Origin of the sequence: Streptomyces sp. NPDC053755 (genome assembly GCF_040677675.1) — a bacterium.
Lineage (GTDB): Bacteria > Actinomycetota > Actinomycetes > Streptomycetales > Streptomycetaceae > Streptomyces.
This window is the reverse complement of the sequence record NZ_JBFASK010000001.1, coordinates 87,895-105,349: the sequence shown is the minus strand read 5'-3', so window position 1 is coordinate 105,349 and position 17,455 is coordinate 87,895. Positions and strand designations below refer to the sequence as shown.

Here is a 17,455-nt window from a genome sequence, read left to right as displayed (position 1 = left end):
ATGAGCTTCGACCGGATCGTCCAGACCACCCTGTGCCCGTTCGCCAAGCCGTCGAGGATGGGCCCGCCCCTGGCCGTGACCTCCGCCGACGTGGAGGCGGAACTGCTCGCCCACCGCACCGCCCTCGCCGACTTCTTCCGCACCGCGCGGGCCGAGGAACGCGACGGCATGGTCCTTACCTTCGAGGATCCCGCGCTCGGCGCCACCCTGGAGGCCCTCACCCGGCTCACCCGGCGGTTCTTCGAGACGCTCTGCGCGATGTACCCGAGCGTCTACATCCAGGACTCCCCGGACCCCGACGAGACCTGGTACGCGATGATCGAGGGCGAGCGCTTCTTCGTCGTCTCCTTCGCGCCGTGCTACCCCGAGCACTCGCCGCGCCACAACCACGGCAGCCCGCACACGTACTTCCTGCTCCAGCCGGCCTCCACCTTCGAGCGCCACGCGACCGCGATCGACAAGCGGCGCGAGCGCATCCACCGGGCCTTCTCGGCGGTCGGCAGGCCGTACGACGCCCACCTGGCCAACGTCGAGAACGACATGTTCAAGTCCGTCATGCCGATCGCCCCGCTCGACCGGGCCATCCGGTGGTGGCAGGACGGGGCCGACGAGGCCACCGGGGAGGCCGCGACGGCAGAGGCGCACCAGGCGGGCCGGGAGGTCGCGGCGGCCGGGGCGCACCGGGCCGGCCGGTCCGGCGCGGCGGAGAAGGCCGGATAGGCGGACGGATGCTGGAGGAGCTGCTGCCCCGGCCGGTCGCGACCGCCGAGGCGTTCGGCGACCCGGCGGGCCCGCCCGTCCCCTTCCCCGGGGAGGAGCACCTGCTGCCCCACGCCGTGCCCGCGCGGCGACGGGAGTTCGCCACGGCGCGGGCCTGCGCCCGCCGGGCCCTCGGCCGGCTCGGCGCGCCGCGGGTCGCCATCCCGCACGACGCCGCACGGGCCCCGGTCTGGCCCGCCGGGATCGTCGGCGGCATCACCCACTGCGCCGGCTACCGCGCCGCCGCGGTGGCGCGCGCCACGGACGTCGCCGCCCTCGGCGTCGACGCGGAGCCGCACCAGGCGCTCGACCGCACCGGCGTCCTGCACATGGTGACGGACGCCGCCGAACGCGCGCACCTGGCCGAACTCGCCGCGCTGCGACCCGACGTGCACTGGGACCGCGCGCTGTTCAGCGCCAAGGAGAGCGTCTACAAGGCGTGGTCGCCGCTCACCGGCCGCTGGCTCGACTTCCTTGAGGCCAGGGTCGCCTTCCAGCCGCGTACGGAGACGTTCACGGCCCGGCTGCTCGTGGACGGGCCGCTGGTCGACGGCGTGCGGCTGGGCGGCTTCGAGGGGCGGTTTCTGGTCAGGGACGGGCTGCTGCTCACCGCGACGACGGTGCACCGGTCCCCGGGTGCGGGCCGCCGTGCCGACAATGGCCCCGACCCGGCCCGATCGAAGGGGAATCCGTGACCCGTGCAGCCGATTCACCGCTCACCGCCTACGGGTGGGACACCGACTGGGCGGCCGCCTTCGCCCCGTACGCGCCGACGGGCCTGGTGCCCGGACGGGTGGTGCGGGTCGACCGGGGCCGCTGCGACGTGGTCGTGGCGGCCGACGACGACCCGCCCGGCTCCGCCCCCGGCGCCCGTGCCCCGCTCCGTACGTTACGGGCCGAGAGCGATCCCGCGAGCGGCCTGTGCACGGGCGACTGGGTGGCCGTCGACACGGCTCCGCCGGCCGGCCCCGTCGTACGCGCCCCGCTGCCCCGACGCACCCGCTTCACCCGCTCCACGTCGTCGGCACGCTCCGAGGGCCAGACCCTCGCCGCCAACATCGACCTCGCCGTGATCGGGGTCTCCCTCGCCGTCGATCTGGACCTCGGCCGGCTCGAACGGTTCCTCTCGCTGGCCTGGTCCAGCGGCGCCCAGCCGGTGGTCGCCCTGACCAAGACCGACCTGGTCCCCGACATCACCCATCTCGTCGCCGACGTCGAACAGGCGGGCCCGGGCGCCGGGGTCTTCCCGGTCAGCTCCGTCAGCGGAGCCGGCCTCGACGCCCTCGCCGCCGAGCTGTCGGGCCGTACCTCGGCCCTCCTCGGACAGTCGGGCGTCGGCAAGTCCACTCTCGTCAACGCCCTGTTGGGGACGGAGGAGCAGGAGTCGGGACCCGTGCGGGGCAGCGACGGCAAGGGCCGCCACACCACGACCGCCCGCGAGCTGCTGCTGCTGCCCCGGGGCGGGGTCCTCATCGACACCCCCGGGCTGCGCGGGGTCGGCCTGTGGGAGGCCAACGACGGGCTCGCGCAGGTCTTCTCGGAGATCGAGGAGCTGGCCGTCCACTGCCGCTTCCACGACTGCGAACACCACGCGGAACCGGACTGTGCCGTCCTCGCGGCGGTCGAGACCGGCACGCTGTCCCACCGCCGGTTCGAGAGCTACCGCAAACTGCTGCGCGAGAGCGCCTGGATCGCCTCCCGCACCGACGCCCGGCTGCGCGCCGAACTGAGCAGGGAATGGCGGCGCCGAGAGGCGGCGGGGCGCGAGATGTACGAGCGCAAGCGTGGCGGGAAACACCGCAAGGCGTTCTGACGGTGGTCCCGTCACCACTCCCGCGGATGCCCGTCTGGCCACTTGCAGCCACTGCACCTTGGTGCCACCACAACTTCTTGTGACGCCCGTTCGGACCCTGACAGATTACCCATCGGCGGCCGGTGAATGAGAGCCACACAAATGGCAGGCTCACCGGCCCGTCCGGGGGAGGGGAATTTCCTCCCGTCACTTCGACGGAATCGGACGAGAAAATGCGACGCAAGGCATTCGTCTACCTGATCTCCTGCGCTGCGGCCGTCACCACGACGGTCCTGGGAACCACCACGGCGCGGGCCGCGGACACCTACCCGGTGACCTCCGCGGCGCAGAGCGGCCCGACCACCGCCGCCACCGGTCCGAACGACGACGGCGACAGCTGGGGCTGGGACTGACACCCCCGGGCCTGGGGCCCCGGCCCCGCCCGCCCCGCCACCACCCACGCCAGAGAGGGCGAATTCCGTGACCCATGACCAGGGCGTACTCCACTACGACTTGTCCACCGGCGAAGTCGCCCAGCTGGACGCGCTGATCGCCGAGCTGAAGGCGGGGGACTGCGACCCGGGCGACCCGCTCTTCCACGACCGGGCGTGGGAACTCGCCGCCCGGCTCCCCGTCGGACTGCGCAGGTTCCTGGCGGATTTCCGCCGCGAGGACCCCGCCGCCGCTTTCAAGATCAGGGGGTTCGTCGTCGACGACACAGCCGTCGGGCCCACCCCCCGGAACTGGGCGGAAGCCGCCCGGTCGGTCCGCACCCGACGCGAGGAACTCTTCCTGTCGCTGATCGGCACATGCCTCGGGGAAGTGTTCAGCTGGCCGACTCTGCAATCCGGAAGAATGATCCAGAATGTGCTGCCGATCGCCGGCGAGGAGAACGAGCAGAGCGGCCACGGCAGCGATGTCCTGCTCGAATGGCACACCGAGGACGGCTTCCATCCGTACCGCTGCGATTATCTGGCGCTGTTCGGAATCCGAAACCACGACCGAGTTCCGACCACCGTGGCCTCAGTACGCGATGTGACCCTCCGCGAGGACACCCGCAAGATCCTTTCCGAACCGCGTTTCTACATTCTCCCCGACGACGAACACCTGCGGCAGCTGGCCGCCCAGCAGCCGGACCACCCCGGGCTGTTGCGCATGCGGGCCATGCGCGAGACTCCGGAGCCCGTGGCCGTCCTCTTCGGCGCCCCGGACTCGCCGTACCTGCGGATCGACCCCTTCTTCATGCGCTGCGTCGAGGGGGACGCCGCCGCCGAGCAGGCACTCAAGGAGCTGGTACGGGAGCTGGAGTCGGCGACCCGGGACATCGTGGTCGAGGCCGGCACCCTGCTCGTCGTCGACAACTACCTCGCCGTGCACGGCCGCAAGGCCTTCACCGCCCGCTACGACGGCACCGACCGCTGGCTCCAGAAGGCGATCATCACCCGGGACCTGCGCAAGTCGCGCGAGACCCGCGACACCGCCGCCGGCCGCGTCCTGATCTAGGTCGTGTCCTGATCCACCGCCACCGGCCGCCTTCGGCCCGTGGACCGACGACACCGCACGAGGCAAGGGGAGGTGAGGCGCATGACGGCAGCGTCGACGAGTGTGCCGCTGGACGCGATCGTCATGGCGGACGTCGCCGTCGTCCTGCTCGTGGGCGCCCTGATGGTCGCCCTCGGCCGACGGCTGCACCAGCCACCGGTGGTCGCGGAGATCGCGGCCGGTCTGATGCTCGGGCCGAGCGTGCTCGGGCTGCTGCCCGGCGACCTGCCCGCCCTGATCTTCCCGCCCGAGGCGCGGCCCGCGCTGTCGGCGCTGGCCCAGGTCGGCCTTGCCCTCTTCATGTTCCTGGCCGGCTGGGAGCTGGACCTCGGCCGACTGCGCGGCCGGACCCGATCCGTGGGCTCGACCGCCGTCCTGGCGATGGCCGTGCCGTTCGCGGTCGGCGCGGGCGCGGCGGCGCTGCTGTACCGCTCCACCGCCCCCGACGGCGTCGGCGCCGACATCTTCGTCCTCTACCTCGCGACCGCCTTCTCCATCACCGCGTTTCCGGTCCTCGCCCGCATCATCCGCGACCGCGGGCTCGGCCACACCCCTGTGGGCACCCTGGCGATGGCCTGTGCGGCGGCCGGCGACGTCGTCGCCTGGTGCGTCCTCGTCCTCGTCGTCGCCCTGGCGGGCGCCGGCGGCACCGGTGGCTTCTTCACCGTCCTCGCCCTGACCGCCCTCTACGCCGCGGTGATGGTCTTCGCCGTCCGGCCCCTGCTGCACCGGCTGCTGCGCCCGGCCGCCCCGGGACGGCCCGAGACCGGCGCCCGGCTCGTCCTGGTGGTCGCCGGAGTGCTGCTCTCCTCCTACGCCACCTCGTGGATCGGCATCCACGCCATCTTCGGTGCCTTCGCCTTCGGCCTGGTCATGCCGCGACCGGAGGAGCCCCGCCTGCGCCGGCGGCTCGCCGCACCGCTGGAGAAGACCTCCTCCCTGCTGCTCCCGGTGTTCTTCGTCCTCACCGGACTCTCCGTCGACATCGGCGACCTCGGCGCGACCGGGTTCCTCGCCCTGCTGCTCGTCCTGACGGCCGCCGTCGTCGGCAAGTACGCCGGCGCGGTCATCCCGGCCCGCCTGTCGGGGATGAGCTGGCGCGACGCCGGGGCGTTCGGCACGCTGATGAACACCCGGGGGCTGACGGAACTCGTGATCCTCGGCGTGGGCCGTGAACTCGGCCTGATCGGACCGCAGCTCTTCACCATGATGGTGCTCATGGCGCTGGTGACGACCGCGATGGCCGGGCCCCTGCTGCGCCTGCTCGGCGTGGGGGACGCGGCGGCCCCGGCCGGGGGAGGCGACGGCGGCGACCAGGCCCACGACAGCCGCAAGCAAGTGATCGGAGTGCCCTGATGCCCGCGCCCGCCTCCCGGACCCGCCTCCTCGGCTACGAGCACCGCGCCGACGGCACGGTCGTCATCACCCGTGCCTGCCGGATCGTCGCGGTCGTACGCGGCGACGCCCGGGTCCCGCGCCTCCTCGACGACCTGGAGGACGGCGACGCACAGGACGTCCTCGCCCGCTGGGCGGCCCTCACCGCCGGGACGGCGCTCTGACGAGCCCCCCCGCCGGTCGGTCCCGAGGGGCCTCTCGTCACACGGCTCACGGCACGGCCGAGCGCCGGGCGGCCCGGACAGGTCCAGGCCGCCCGGCGCGGTCGAGAGGACGAGCGCCCTGCCGAAGGGGCTCAGTCGCCGTGGCCGGGACCGCCGCTGCCGAAACCGCCGCTGGAGATCCCGCCCCACTTGCGCTTCTCCTCGGTGGGCGGTTCGGACGACGTCTCGCCCGAGTTCTTCAGCTGGTACGGCATGAGGCGGTGCTCGCCGTCCGACTGCGGCACCTCGGCGGACGTGCGGTACTCCGACTCCTCGCCGGGCAGCCCCGCGTCGGCCGGCCGGTGCGGCTGCTCCTCGGGCGTCGGGGGCCGGGGCTCACGGTCGCGGATCCTTCGACCCCACGCGAAGGCGCCGATGAGCACGGCGACCACGACAAGGCCGCCCAAGAGCTGGCCCAGGCCCCGGTTCCAGACGCCCGCGGCCATCGTCACCTCTGCCGACTGCATCACGAAAGCGTTCATATGCGCCGAATACCCTCGTTCGGTCCGCTCAGACATTCAGCGCCCGAACCTTTTTCCCCGGTACCTGAAACATTCCCCGGGGGCCGTCGCATCAAAGAGGTGTAGCGACGAGGACGAGGAAGGGGAGGGTATGCAGAAGTCCCGCGCGGACGAGTTCATGGAATTCGCGTCCGCCCGATCGGGGCACCTTTTCCGGTCCGCATGCCTCATGACCAGCGGCGACACCCATCTCGCCGAGGACCTGGTGCAGGAGACGCTCGGCCGGCTGTACGCGATGTGGGGACGGATGGGACGGATCGGCAACCCGGCCGGATACGCCCAGACCGTGCTCGTGCGCACGTTCCTCGGCCACCAGCGGCGGCGCTCGGCCACCGAGCGGCCCCTCGGGGAACTCCCCGACCGGGCCCCCGAGGGAAACGACGACCCCGCCCTGCGGATCGCCCTGCTCGACGCGCTGGCCGCGCTGACGCCCAAGGACCGGGCGGTCGTGGTGCTGCGGTACTGGGAGGACCGCAGCATCGAGGAGACCGCGGAAGCGCTTCAGGTCAGCTCGGCGGCGGTACGCACGCGATCGGTGCGGGCGCTGGGCAAACTGCGGGACGGGCTCGGCGGCAGCATCGCCGCCTTCGCCTCCCGCTGACGCCCCCGCTTCATCAGCTTCATTTCGAACCTTCGAACTCTCACTCTTTCACTCAGGACGGAGACGGTGATTCGGCATGCCTCTGAACGAGGGCCCCGGCCGGCACGGACAGCACGAGGAATTCGAGGAGCGGCTCGGTGAGGCCCTGCGCCACACGGGTGACGGCTTCGCCGCGGACGACCGCCACGAGCTGGCGACCGGCGGCCTCCGGCGCGGCCGACGACGGGTGGCCCGCCGCCGCGCGGCCCTGGTGACCGGCAGCGTGCTGGCCTTCGCCCTGGTCGGCGTCGGCGGCGTCTACGGCGGCGGCCTGCTGGGCTCGGGCGACGGCACCGTGGAGGGGACGGCCACGGTCGGCGCGTCCAAGCCGACCGCGGCCGGCGCCGAGTCCCCGGCCGAGCGCAAGCCGTACGAGGCCCGGATCCCGGTCGAGGACATCGCCGCCGTCGTGAAGGCGAACACCCCGGCCGGCACCTGGACCTTCCAGGGACTGGAAGGGACGGGCCAGTCCGTCACCGGCGTCTACGACGACGGCCGGGGCAAGGCCGGCTTCTCCCTCGGCCTGTACCGTGCCGGGAACACCGGCGAGGCGGGCTCCGACCAGGTGGAGTGCCCGGACAAGACCTACGTCCCGTACGACCACTGCGTCAGCGAGCAGCTGCCGAACGGCTCCCGGCTGATGGTCTTCCAGGGGTACGAGTACCCGGACAAGCGCGTGGAGACCAAGAGCTGGCGGGCGGTGCTGCTCACCAAGGACGGCATCCTCATCGACGCGAGCGAGTGGAACGCCGCCACGCAGAAGGACTCCCCGATCACCCGCGAGGACCCGCCGTTCGACGCCGCACAGCTGAAGACCCTGGTCACGGCCCCGGCCTGGCTGCCGCTGATTAAGCAGCTGCCGCCGGACAGGAAGGCGGCCCCGGCCGACGAGGCCGACCCCGGCACCCCGCCCCCGGCGGCCGAACTCGGCAAGGGCGAGATCCAGGCGATCCTGGACGCGCTCCTCCCCGAGAAGCTGCGGGTGGTCGGCCGGGGCGGCGACGTCGGGTTCGGCTATGTCGTCGTGAACGACGGCGACGGCAAGAGCCTCGTGCAGATCAACGTGCAGCCCCGGATGGGTGACGTCGCCGGCGAACTGTTCGGCAGCGGCGACGTCACCACCCTGCCCGACGGGCGCAAGGTGAAGCTCACCCAGCAGCCCGGTGAGAAGGGCGGCGCGGGCGTGGTGTGGTGGACGGCCGACACCATCACCCCGGACGGCTTCCGGGTCGTGGTCTCCGCGTTCAACACCGGCGCCCAGCACGAGGCCGCGACCCGTGCCGAGCCCGCGCTGACGATGGAGCAGCTCAAGACGATCGCGCTCAGCCCGAAGTGGCGGCAGCCGTCCGCCGGCTAGAACCGGCCGACAGGGCCCCACGCCCCTGACCGGGCGGGGGGCCGTCCGGCCCCGGGACGCGGCCGGACGGCCGGGAGCCGGGGCCGGTGGCAGGGCGCGGGGACCGGGACCGGGGCGTGGCCACCTGGCCCTGACCAGGGCCCTTGGACCGGTCCCTGGTCAGGGCCAGGGCCCGCCCCGCCCCTTCCCGGTCTCACTTCGCGTCCGAGTACCGCTCCACCGTCGCCGTCGTGAACGGGAACCGCACCGGCGTCACGCCGAACACGATCCGCCCGGCCTCGTCCCCCGCCGCGCGGATCGCCTCCGTCACCGCCTCCGCCTCCTCGGCCGGGCAGTGCACGATCACCTCGTCGTGCTGGAAGAAGACCAGCTCCGCCCGCATCCCCGCCGTGGCCCGGCGCAGCGCGGCGAGCACCAGCAGCGCCCAGTCGGCGGCGCTGCCCTGCACGACGAAGTTGCGCGTGAACCGGCCGCGCGCCCGTGCGTTCCCGGAGGCGTAACCGGGCGTGAGGTCGCCGCCCGCCCCCGGCAGGTCGCCGCCCTCCTGAGGAAGGCCCTCCTCCTGCGGCAGGCCGGCCTCCTCGTCGTCGCCCGCGCCGGCCGCGCGCGGGCTCGTGCGGCCGAGCCAGGTCCGCACGAGCCGGCCCTCCTCGCCCGCCTTCGCCGCGTCGTCGACGTAGGCCACCGCCCGGGGGAAGCGGCGCCGCAGCGCGGCCAGGTTCTTCAGGCCGTCCCCGCTGGTCTGGCCGTAGACGGCACCGAGCAGCGCCAGCTTGGCGTGTTCGCGGTCACCGGAGAAGGCGCGGTCCGACAGCCGGGTGTACAGGTCGTCGGGGTGCCCGGCGACCTCCATCAGGCCCGGGTCGCGGGAGATCGCCGCCAGCACCCTGGGCTCCATCTGGTCGGCGTCGGCCACCACGAGCCGCCACCCTTCGTCCGCGACGACCGCCTGCCGTATCACCTTAGGGATCTGCAGGGCCCCGCCGCCGTTGGTGGTCCAGCGTCCGCTGACCGTGCCCCCGGGGACGTACTCGGGGCGGAACCGGCCGTCCCGGACCCAGTCCTGGAGCCACGACCAGCCGTGCGCGGTCCAGATCCGGTACAGCTTCTTGTACGCGATCAGCGGCTCCACCGCCGGGTGGTCCAGCTCGGCGAGCTCCCACCGCCGGGTGGACTTCACCCGGATGCCGGCCTGCGCGAAGGCCTTGACGACGTCGGCGGGCAGATCGGGCCGGACACGGCGGCCGAAGGCGGCGGAGACCTCGTCGGCCAGCTCGGCGAGGCGGCGCGGCTCCCCGCCGCCCGCGTACCGCTCGCCGAGCAGACCGTGCAGCACCTCGCGGTGCACGTCCGCCCGCCAGGGCAGTCCCGCCCGGTGCATCTCGGCGGCGACGAGCATGCCCGCCGACTCGGCGGCCGTCAGCAGCCGCATCCTCCCGGGGTGCTCGGCCCGGTCGTGGCGGCGCTGCTGCTCGGCGTACACCTCCAGAAGGTCCTCGAAGGGGACCTCGGCGGCCGGGGCGGGCTCGAAGAGCGAGTCCTGCGAGCCCGGCTCGGCGGAGCGCTGCGGCGGGTCGGGCGGGACGGGAGCGTTCCGCAGCCGGGCGAGGGCGGCCGCCGCCGACCGCGGCTCCCCCAGGCGCCCCTCGTGCCCGAGGAGGAGCTGCTCGGCGCACTCGATGTCGTAGCACCGCTCGACGCGCACCCCGGCGGCGAGGAGGCGCGGATAGACCTCCGGGGTCGAGCGCCAGACCCAGCGGGTGACGCCGGGCCGCGAGCGCACGGCCTCGACGAGGTCCGGCTCGTGCCGCACGGGCCCCGCGGGCAGCCCTTCGGGGCCGAGGGGGACGAGCCGTGCTCCGCCACCCTCCGCCTCGCCGGCCAGCGCCCACCTTTCGCTCACGGGTGCGAGTCTGGCACCCGCCACTGACAGCGGACGGGACCGACGGGACGCGCCCGGGGGGTTAGGGCGTGTTTCGAAAGTCCCGCCTGCCCCGCGACGCCTGGCACGCACGCTCGCCGCGTTGTCGTGATCGTCCACGTACGTCCCGTACGAGGGCGACCCTCCGCCTCGCGATCGCACGCACCGGACGCCGCGGGGCCCGCCCTTCGGGCGGACGGCGCTCCTTTCGAAACACGCCCTAGGCCGCCTTGTGGAAGAGGGCGGCCGCCTCGCCCCGGGACGCCACCCCCAGCTTCGTCAGGATGTTGGCGACGTGGAACTTCACCGTGGACTCGCTGATGTGCAGTTCGCCGGCGATCTGCCGGTTGCGGAGCCCGAGCGCCAGACGGGTGAGGACCTCCAGCTCGCGGTCGCCGAGAGCGGTCAGCGGGTCCGCCGCCCCGGCCGGCGCGTCCGGGGTCGCCAGCGGGATCACGGCGGTGATCGTCGTGCCCCAGCCCGGCACCGCCTCCATGTCCAGGTGCCCGCCCAGGACCTCCAGACGGTCGGTGACGCTCCCCGCGCCCAGGTCGCACGGGTCCAGGCCGCCGGATCCGTCGTCCCGCACCGCCGCCCGCAGCTCGTGCTCGGTCAGCTGCCAGCCCACGTGGACCCGGCGGACGGAGTCCTGCTCCAGGATGACCAGCAGCAGCGCCCGGACGATCGCCCGCGCGCTGTGCGCCACGTCCGCCGCGAGCGAGCGCTCCGTCTCCGGAGGGCCGAGTTCGAGCCGTACCGCGCTGTGCCGCAGCATCGGCCGCAGGTCGTCGGCGAGCCGGGCGAACGCCTCCCGGGCCGGCTCCTCGGCGATCAGCCGGTCGCGCTTGGTCTCGGCCCGCATGTCGACCAGCGCGGAGACCGCCAGGTCGGTGGCGGTCGCCCGGGCGGTCGCGTCGTCCAGGGCGCGGCTGCGCAGCACTCCGAGAACCCCGGAGAAGGCGGCGGCGTGGGCCGTCGACAACTCCGCGATCACCCGCGCCCGGGTGTCGGCCGCCGCCCGGGAACGGGCGAGCGCCCCCGGCAGAGCCTCGACCGCGAACCGGTCGAAGTGGCTCGTCACCAGGTCCCAGAGCGCCTGGACCACGGCCAGTGCGTCCTCGGCGACGTGCGCCGAGCCCTCGTCGCGCAGGAGCACGAGCACCGACCGGCGCGCGGTCGCGTCGCTCGTGACGGCGACGACCTCGCGTACGGCCCCGCCGACGACCGCCCGGCCCTGCCACGGGCTGCCCGGGACGCCGGAGTCGAGCAGCGGGGCGAGGTCGGCGGCGACCAGCGGATCCGTCTCGCCGACGGACTTGAACGGCGAGTGGGCGCAGTGCGTGGAGAGTTCGGCGGCGCCCCGGTGCGGGACGAGGGGCGCGAGGGCGGCCGAGAGCCGGGGGAGGATCTCGCCCAGCGGCTGCCGGATGATCTCGTAGGCGGTGGTCAGCGTGGTCGCGTCCATGTGCTTCAGCGTAGCCAGCGGGCGGGGCAGCGGGGCTGGTCTTCCGGACAGGTGGGACTGACCGTCGGGAGGGCCTGGCGGCACCGTCCGGGATCGCACGCTTGAGCCGTCACCGGTGGACGGTGACGGAGGAGGGCGAGATGGAAGCGATCGTGTACGAGGAGTTCGGCGGCCCGGAGGTGCTGCGCCAGGCGAGCGGGGTGGCCGTGCCGGAGCCGGGGGCCGGCGAGGTGCGGGTGAAGGTGGCGGCGGCCGGGGTCAACCCCCTCGACCACAAGCGTCGTCGCGGCTGGGTCGAGGCGTTCTACCCGACGGTCTTCCCTGCCGTTCCCGGCCTGGAGTTCGCCGGGACGGTGGACGCGCTGGGCGAGGGCGTCGGCGGGGTGGACGTCGGCGACGAGGTGTTCGGCTGGACGACGACCGGCGCCTACGCGCAGTACGCCCTGTCCTCGCTGTTCCTGCCCAAGCCCGCCGGGCTGACCTGGGAGCAGGCCGCGAGCCTGCCGGTGGCCGGGGAGACGGCGGCCCGCGTCCTGGGCCTGCTCGGCGTGAGGGCGGGCGAGACGCTGCTCCTGCACGGGGCGGCGGGTGTCGTCGGCTCGGTCGCCGTCCAGCTCGCCGTCGCGGCCGGCGCGACGGTCGTCGGGACGGCCTCGGACGCCAACCACGCCTACCTGCGGGGACTGGGCGCCGTGCCGGTGGCGTACGGGGAGGGCCTGGCGGACCGGATCAGGGCGGCCGTCCCGGACGGCGTCGACGCGGTCTTCGACGCGGCGGGTCACGACACGCTGCCGCTCTCGGTCGACCTGATGGGTGGACGGACGCGGCGGATCGTCACGATCGCGGCGCCGGACGCGGCGGAGCTGGGGATCGTCTTCTCGGGCGTCACCGCGCCCGCGCCCGAGGTCCGGGCCTGGCTGACGCACCACGCCCGCCTGGCGACGGAGGGCCGCTTGTCGGTCCGCCTGGCGCAGACGTTCCCGCTGAAGGAGGCGGCCCGCGCCCAGGAGCTGAGCGAATCGGGGCACGCGCGGGGGAAGTTGATCCTGGTGCCGTAGACGACCGGCCCTGGGGGGAACAGGGCAGGTCGTCGGTGGTGATCGTCCAGTGGGCGATGGCGGCGTCCGCGCCGCGGGAGAAGTCCTCACGAGTGGCGTAGTGGCCGCGGCGCGTTCGGGGCGGCCGCCGAGGACGTGCCCCGGCCGACACGGACCGGGTCACGGCGCGGTCCGGGGACGGGGCGGCGACCCGGCTCCGACCCCGGTCACCGCCCCGTCCCCCCACCTTCGCCGCTCAGCGTGTCAGGCGCCACGCGGGGAGGACCGCCGACGCGGAGGCGACCAGGGCGCAGACACCCGCCGCCGCCCCGACCGCCTCCCAGGGGAGGGCGAGCGCGGCCGGCGCGGACAAGGCCGCGAGGCCCGCGCCCAGGGCCGCGAGGGGCACCGCCGTCACCGCGAGTCCGAGGACCGTGCCGATCGCCACGGCCAGCGCCGCCTCGCCCGTCACCACCCGCAGGATCTGCCCGCGCGCTGCCCCCGCGAGCCGCAGGGACGCCAGCTCCGCGCCCCGCACCGACGTCGCCATCAGCAGCGTGTTGGCCAGCGCGATCACGGTGTAGACGAGGGCGATGCCCAGGACCAGGAGCAGCCCGAGCCGCGTCTGCGGGCTGGTCACGGGGTGGGTGGCGGCGGCCCACTCCTCGACGGTCCGCACCGTGCCGCCGGCCGCCGCCAGCGCCCTCGGGCCGTCCGTGCCGCGGGCCTCGATCCGGTCGACCACCGCCCCGGGGGCGTTCGCCCGGGTCACGTACGGCCCGTTGTCACCCGTACCGCGGGCCAGGACGGCCACGACCCGCAGCCGTACCGGCCCGCTGCCGTCCGCGCGCCAGACGTCGACGTCCGCGCCGACACGGGCCCGCTCCCACTCCTCGTCGACGACGATCGACCGGTCGTCGAGAGCGGCCGGGTCCCCGGCGATCACCGGCAGCCGCGCGAGGTCCGCGAAGGCCGCCGGGTCGGTCACCGCCCGCGCGCCGTACCTCACCAGCGCCTCGGCGCCGTCCCGTACGAAGACGGAGGTCGTCGCGCTCGCCGAGACGGTCGCGCCCGGGACGGTCACCGGGCGCAGGTCGGCGCCGCTGACCACGTACCGGGCCGCCGTCCGTTCGCGCGCCTCGGCCGCCCGGGTGCTCGTCACCGTCGTGGCCGAGCCGAGCAGGGAACCGGCCAGCGCGACCGTCACGAGGACGGGCGCGGCGACGGCGGCGGTGCGGCGCACGGCCGCCGCGCTGTTCTCCCGTACGAGCATCGCGGTCACCCCGGGCAGCCGCAGGGCCCGCGCCACCGGGCGCACCAGCACGGGGGTGAGCAGGGCGACGCCGCTGATCAGGAGCATCGGCTGGGTCGTGTACGTCTTGCGCTTCATCAGCTCCGACGGCTCGGTCAGGCAGGTCCACACGAGCAGGCCGAGGCCCGTCACCAGCAGGCCCGCACCCAGCAGCGCCCGGCCGGGCGGCAGGACGTCCGCGTCGACGTCCGCGTCCCGCAGCGCCGCCGCCGGGCCGATCCTGCCGGCCCGGCGGGACGCGGCGGCCGCGCCGGTCACGGCGACCGTGACACCCGTCCAGAACGCCGTGTGCAGCGGCCAGTCGGCGCCGCCGATCGCGAACCAGTCGGGGGCGAGGCCCCCGTCGACGAGCACCCGCGCCAGCCGGGGAGCCCCCAGGGAGCCGAGCGCGCACCCGGCGGCCGAGGCGACGACGCCGACGCCCACGGCCTCGGCGAGCAGCATCCGCCGTACCTGCCCGGGAGTCGCGCCGGCGGTGCGCAGCAGCCCGAACTCGCGGCGCCGCAGGGCGACCGCGAAGGCGAAGGTGGAGGCGACGACGAAGACGGAGACGAAGGCGGTGACGCCGCCTGCGGTGCCGAGGAGGGCGTTGAGGGCGACGAGCGCCTCGGCGTCCTGCCGCGGCTCGGGGTCGGCGAGCCGCCGCTCGCCGCCGGTGAGGACCCGGGCGCGGTCGCCGACGACCGCACGGACGGCGCCGGCCGGGCCGTGGACCCCGACGGCGTCGGGGGCGCGGCCTGCGGCGGTGGTGTCCCGGCCGTCGGTGCCGCCGGTTCGCGCGTCGGCGGCCGTGGCCGTCCCCGTGTCCGTGGGGCCGTCCGCCGTCTTCGGGGCGGCCGGGCCTTCGGCGGTGGTGACGGTCCAGCGGGCCTTCAGCTCGCGCAGCAGTTCGATATCCACAGGCTGTGGACGGTCGAGCCGCTGCGACACCCGCGCGGTGTCCGGCCCCCGCCGGACGTCGACGGTGAGCGCGTCCCGCCCCATGACGACCACCGGCGCGGAAGCGAACCGGCGGGGGTCCCGCTCGGGGGCGTCGGTGGTGGCGGAGAGGCCGAGGCCCATGACGGTGAGGAGCCCGACCCCCAGGGCGAGGGCGACGAAACTGCCGAGGAACGCGGCCCAGCGGGCACGCAGGCCGGAGAGGACGACGGTCAGCACGCCACGGCCTCCGTCTCCAGACCCGCCATGCGCGCGGCGACCAGCTCGACGGTGGGGGAGGAGAGTTCGCCGGCCACCCGCCCGTCCACGAGGAACACCACCCGGTCCGCGCGGGAGGCCGCCACCGGGTCGTGGGTGACCATCACGATCGTCCGGCCGTCCCGGTCCACCAGCTCCCGCAGCATCGTCAGCACCTCGCGACCGGTCGTGGAGTCCAGGGCGCCGGTCGGCTCGTCCCCGAAGAGCACCGCCGGGCGGGTGATCAACGCCCGGGCGATGGCGACCCGTTGCTGCTGTCCCCCGGAGAGCTGACCCGGCCGGTGCTTCTCCCGGCCGGCCAGCCCGACCCGGTCCAGCGCCTGCCGCACCTCGCTACGGGAGGGGCGCCGCCCGGCCAGCCGCAGCGGCAGCGCCACGTTCTGCGCGGCCGTGAGCGAGGGGAGCAGGTTGAAGGACTGGAAGACGAAGCCGATCGTGTCCCGTCGCAACAGGGTGAGCCGCCGCTCGCTCAGCCCCTCCAGGGCGATCCCGCCCACCTCCACCCGCCCTCCGGTGGGCCGGTCGAGCCCCGCCGCGCACTGCAGCAGCGTGGACTTGCCGGAGCCGGAGGGGCCCATGACGGCGGTGAAGGTGCCGGTGCGGAAGTCCAGGTCGACCCCGTCGAGGGCGCGGACGTCATGGTGGTGGCGGCGGAGGTCGATGAGCCGGACGGCGCTTGAGGTCATGACGCAAGCCAACCGTCCGGCGGCCCTCCGATCACGACCCCTGGAGGGCGTCTCGGGGGTAGGGCCGGCCCTACCCCCTCCGTAGCGCCACCGCCCGTGACTCCCCCGATTTCGCGATCGTGTTCGGTGAGGACCATCCTGGTGGGGCGGTCGTGGTCGCACGAGGCGGGCACGCGAGGAACGGGACGCGAAGCGGTCGTGAGTACGCAGACGGTGACGGAGGCGCTGAAGGCGCTGTACGGGGACGACGACAGGGCGCTGGACACGGCGGCGTCGCTGCTGGCCGCCGATCCGGGGTCGGACGCGGAACTGGCCCGGCGGGGCGAGGAGTTCGTTCGCCGGGCGTGGGAGCGCGGCTGGCAGCCGGCGGATGTCGTACGGCTCGCCCGGCGGGACCTGGAGGAGGCGCACGTCCGGCTGCTCGGCGCGCTGGTCGTGGCCGAGACGGCCGGCTACGAGCGGCTGCCGGCCCGGTGGTCGGCGCAGCTGGCCGAGCTGGACGCGCGGCCGTGGAAGGCCGACCGCTTCTCCTACGCGACGGCGGTCCTGGAGCTCTACCGGCTGCTGGTCCGGCTGCCGTCCCTCGACCCGGTGGGGCCGATGCCGGGTGACGCGCTGATCCCGCCCCCGGCGGCGGGCGAGCCGCGCATGCTGACCCGGATCCGGGCGCTGCTGGCCAAGGCGGAGGCGACGGGGTACCCGGAGGAGGCGGAGGCGCTGACGGCGAAGGCGCAGGAGCTGATGGCCCGGCACAGCCTGGACGAGGCGGCGCTGGGCGCCTCGGGGGCCTCGGGGGCGGAGACGCCGGGGGCGGTCCGGATCGGCGTGGACGCGCCGTACGAGCAGGCCAAGGCCATCCTGCTGGACGCGGTGGCGACGGCGAACCACTGCCGGGCGGTGTGGAACGAGCCGTACGGCTTCTCGACCGTGGTCGGCTTCGAGACGGACCTGGAGCCGGTGGAGCTGCTCTACACCTCGCTGCTCGTCCAGGGCACGTCGGCGATGACGCGGGCGGAGGCGGAGCAGCGGGCCGGGGGCCGCAAGCGCACGAAGTCCTTCCGCCAGTCGTTCCTGCTGGCGTACGCGAACCGGCTCGGGGCGCGGCTGGCTTCCACCTCGCGCCGCGTGGCGGCGGAGGAGCCGACGCTGCTGCCGGTCCTGGCGTCGCGGGAGGTGGCGGTCGCGTCCCGCACGGACGAGATGTTCCCGCGGACACGAACGACGCGGGTACGCGCGATGTGGGACGAGGCGGGCTGGACCCACGGCACCACGGCCGCCGACCGCGCCGGCCTCCACCCCACCCACCCGGCGATCCCCGAAAACTCCTGAATCGAGCCCGCCGCGGCGGGCCCCCACCCCCACCCGAGAGCGGTACGCCCCTTTCGTACCGCTTCGCCGATACGCTCGGGCGCATGAGCTGGCTCCGCGCCCTGAAGGAGACCGCCCGTTCCGGGTTCGCCGTCGAGCGGCGGCGGCTCGATCCCCTCGTCGCCGCTCGTGGCGCCCTCGGCCTCGCGCTCGTCGTCGGCGTCTCCCTCGCCCTCTTCGGCCCCGGCGTCGCCATCTCCTCCGCCTTCGGCGCCTTCCAGGCCGCCATCGCCACCTTCCAGCGCTCCTGGCGCCCCCCC

General features: G+C 74.6%; 16 protein-coding genes and 1 pseudogene. 12 read left to right on the top strand and 5 right to left on the bottom strand.

Going from position 1 to position 17,455, the window contains the following annotated elements; translation table 11 throughout:
- The 7 genes from AB0K65_RS00505 (at position 1) to AB0K65_RS00475 (ending at position 5,652) form a co-directional block, all read left to right on the top strand.
- Entirely contained in the window at positions 1–720 is a 720-nt protein-coding gene (locus tag AB0K65_RS00505) for a YqcI/YcgG family protein (RefSeq protein WP_365712778.1), read from the top strand.
- 8 nt (positions 721–728) lie between these two features.
- On the top strand, positions 729–1,454 hold the full coding sequence (locus AB0K65_RS00500; protein ID WP_365712776.1) for a 4'-phosphopantetheinyl transferase superfamily protein: 726 nt from the start codon (positions 729–731) through the stop codon (positions 1,452–1,454).
- The gene (rsgA, locus tag AB0K65_RS00495; protein WP_365712774.1) at positions 1,451–2,572 is read left to right on the top strand and encodes a ribosome small subunit-dependent GTPase A; all 1,122 of its coding nucleotides are present in this window, start codon (positions 1,451–1,453) and stop codon (positions 2,570–2,572) included. The genes AB0K65_RS00500 and rsgA overlap by 4 nt, the downstream gene beginning before the upstream one ends.
- A 212-nt stretch (positions 2,573–2,784) precedes the next feature.
- The gene (locus AB0K65_RS00490) at positions 2,785–2,964 is read left to right on the top strand and encodes a hypothetical protein (RefSeq protein ID WP_365712772.1); all 180 of its coding nucleotides are present in this window, start codon (positions 2,785–2,787) and stop codon (positions 2,962–2,964) included.
- A gap of 67 nt (positions 2,965–3,031) precedes the next feature.
- Positions 3,032–4,054: a guanitoxin biosynthesis L-enduracididine beta-hydroxylase GntD gene (gene gntD / locus AB0K65_RS00485; RefSeq protein ID WP_365712770.1), complete on the top strand. Its 1,023-nt coding sequence runs from the start codon at positions 3,032–3,034 to the stop codon at positions 4,052–4,054.
- An 81-nt stretch (positions 4,055–4,135) separates the two neighbouring features.
- Positions 4,136–5,449 carry a cation:proton antiporter gene (locus AB0K65_RS00480; protein WP_365712768.1) on the top strand — a complete coding sequence of 438 codons (1,314 nt, stop codon included), beginning with the start codon at positions 4,136–4,138 and terminating at the stop codon, positions 5,447–5,449.
- On the top strand, positions 5,449–5,652 hold the full coding sequence (locus AB0K65_RS00475) for a hypothetical protein (RefSeq protein WP_365712766.1): 204 nt from the start codon (positions 5,449–5,451) through the stop codon (positions 5,650–5,652). Before AB0K65_RS00480 ends, AB0K65_RS00475 begins: the two co-directional genes overlap by 1 nt.
- A 131-nt stretch (positions 5,653–5,783) precedes the next feature.
- Here AB0K65_RS00475 and AB0K65_RS00470 read toward each other — a convergent pair whose 3' ends face one another.
- Positions 5,784–6,173, bottom strand: coding sequence for a DUF6479 family protein (locus AB0K65_RS00470; RefSeq protein ID WP_365712764.1), 390 nt, complete (start codon positions 6,171–6,173; stop codon positions 5,784–5,786).
- A gap of 130 nt (positions 6,174–6,303) precedes the next feature.
- On the opposite strand from AB0K65_RS00470, the gene AB0K65_RS00465 reads away from it, so the two are divergent.
- Positions 6,304–6,813: a SigE family RNA polymerase sigma factor gene (locus AB0K65_RS00465; protein ID WP_365712762.1), complete on the top strand. Its 510-nt coding sequence runs from the start codon at positions 6,304–6,306 to the stop codon at positions 6,811–6,813.
- A 76-nt stretch (positions 6,814–6,889) separates the two neighbouring features.
- A complete protein-coding gene (locus AB0K65_RS00460; protein WP_365712760.1) occupies positions 6,890–8,209 on the top strand; it encodes a hypothetical protein in 1,320 nt (439 codons plus the stop codon).
- Positions 8,210–8,402: 193 nt separating this feature from the next.
- On the opposite strand, the gene AB0K65_RS00455 is transcribed toward AB0K65_RS00460, so the two are convergent.
- Complete coding sequence (locus AB0K65_RS00455; protein ID WP_365712758.1) at positions 8,403–10,112, bottom strand: bifunctional 3'-5' exonuclease/DNA polymerase; 1,710 nt, start codon at positions 10,110–10,112, stop codon at positions 8,403–8,405.
- A 238-nt stretch (positions 10,113–10,350) separates the two neighbouring features.
- Positions 10,351–11,595, bottom strand: a complete 1,245-nt coding sequence (locus AB0K65_RS00450) for a LuxR C-terminal-related transcriptional regulator (protein ID WP_365712756.1) — start codon at positions 11,593–11,595, stop codon at positions 10,351–10,353.
- A 140-nt stretch (positions 11,596–11,735) separates the two neighbouring features.
- Here AB0K65_RS00450 and AB0K65_RS00445 point away from each other — a divergent pair, with 140 nt between their 5' ends.
- The gene (locus tag AB0K65_RS00445; protein ID WP_365712754.1) at positions 11,736–12,653 is read left to right on the top strand and encodes an NADP-dependent oxidoreductase; all 918 of its coding nucleotides are present in this window, start codon (positions 11,736–11,738) and stop codon (positions 12,651–12,653) included.
- A 235-nt stretch (positions 12,654–12,888) separates the two neighbouring features.
- Here the strand turns inward: AB0K65_RS00445 and AB0K65_RS00440 are convergent, their stop codons facing one another.
- Both AB0K65_RS00440 and AB0K65_RS00435 read right to left on the bottom strand, forming a co-directional pair.
- On the bottom strand, positions 12,889–15,102 hold the full coding sequence (locus tag AB0K65_RS00440) for an FtsX-like permease family protein (protein WP_365712752.1): 2,214 nt from the start codon (positions 15,100–15,102) through the stop codon (positions 12,889–12,891).
- On the bottom strand, positions 15,096–15,827 hold the full coding sequence (locus AB0K65_RS00435) for an ABC transporter ATP-binding protein (RefSeq protein ID WP_365712750.1): 732 nt from the start codon (positions 15,825–15,827) through the stop codon (positions 15,096–15,098). The genes AB0K65_RS00440 and AB0K65_RS00435 overlap by 7 nt, the downstream gene beginning before the upstream one ends.
- Positions 15,828–16,025: 198 nt before the next feature.
- Here AB0K65_RS00435 and AB0K65_RS00430 point away from each other — a divergent pair, with 198 nt between their 5' ends.
- Both AB0K65_RS00430 and AB0K65_RS00425 read left to right on the top strand, forming a co-directional pair.
- A complete protein-coding gene (locus tag AB0K65_RS00430) occupies positions 16,026–17,156 on the top strand; it encodes a DUF2786 domain-containing protein (RefSeq protein ID WP_365712744.1) in 1,131 nt (376 codons plus the stop codon).
- 83 nt (positions 17,157–17,239) lie between these two features.
- Positions 17,240–17,455: pseudogene (locus AB0K65_RS00425) on the top strand (FUSC family protein); the annotation flags it as partial.

Excerpts from the sequence above, each read along its gene's own strand:
- AB0K65_RS00480 (WP_365712768.1), top strand. The coding sequence starts at position 4,136 with ATGACGGCAGCGTCGACGAGTGTGCCGCTGGACGCGATCGTCATGGCG.
- AB0K65_RS00445 (WP_365712754.1), top strand. The coding sequence starts at position 11,736 with ATGGAAGCGATCGTGTACGAGGAGTTCGGCGGCCCGGAGGTGCTGCGC.
- AB0K65_RS00465 (WP_365712762.1), top strand. The coding sequence starts at position 6,304 with ATGCAGAAGTCCCGCGCGGACGAGTTCATGGAATTCGCGTCCGCCCGA.
- AB0K65_RS00450 (WP_365712756.1), bottom strand. The coding sequence starts at position 11,595 with ATGGACGCGACCACGCTGACCACCGCCTACGAGATCATCCGGCAGCCG.
- AB0K65_RS00475 (WP_365712766.1), top strand. The coding sequence starts at position 5,449 with ATGCCCGCGCCCGCCTCCCGGACCCGCCTCCTCGGCTACGAGCACCGC.
- AB0K65_RS00435 (WP_365712750.1), bottom strand. The coding sequence starts at position 15,827 with ATGACCTCAAGCGCCGTCCGGCTCATCGACCTCCGCCGCCACCACCAT.
- AB0K65_RS00500 (WP_365712776.1), top strand. The coding sequence starts at position 729 with ATGCTGGAGGAGCTGCTGCCCCGGCCGGTCGCGACCGCCGAGGCGTTC.
- AB0K65_RS00460 (WP_365712760.1), top strand. The coding sequence starts at position 6,890 with ATGCCTCTGAACGAGGGCCCCGGCCGGCACGGACAGCACGAGGAATTC.
- AB0K65_RS00470 (WP_365712764.1), bottom strand. The coding sequence starts at position 6,173 with ATGAACGCTTTCGTGATGCAGTCGGCAGAGGTGACGATGGCCGCGGGC.
- AB0K65_RS00490 (WP_365712772.1), top strand. The coding sequence starts at position 2,785 with ATGCGACGCAAGGCATTCGTCTACCTGATCTCCTGCGCTGCGGCCGTC.
- AB0K65_RS00505 (WP_365712778.1), top strand. The coding sequence starts at position 1 with ATGAGCTTCGACCGGATCGTCCAGACCACCCTGTGCCCGTTCGCCAAG.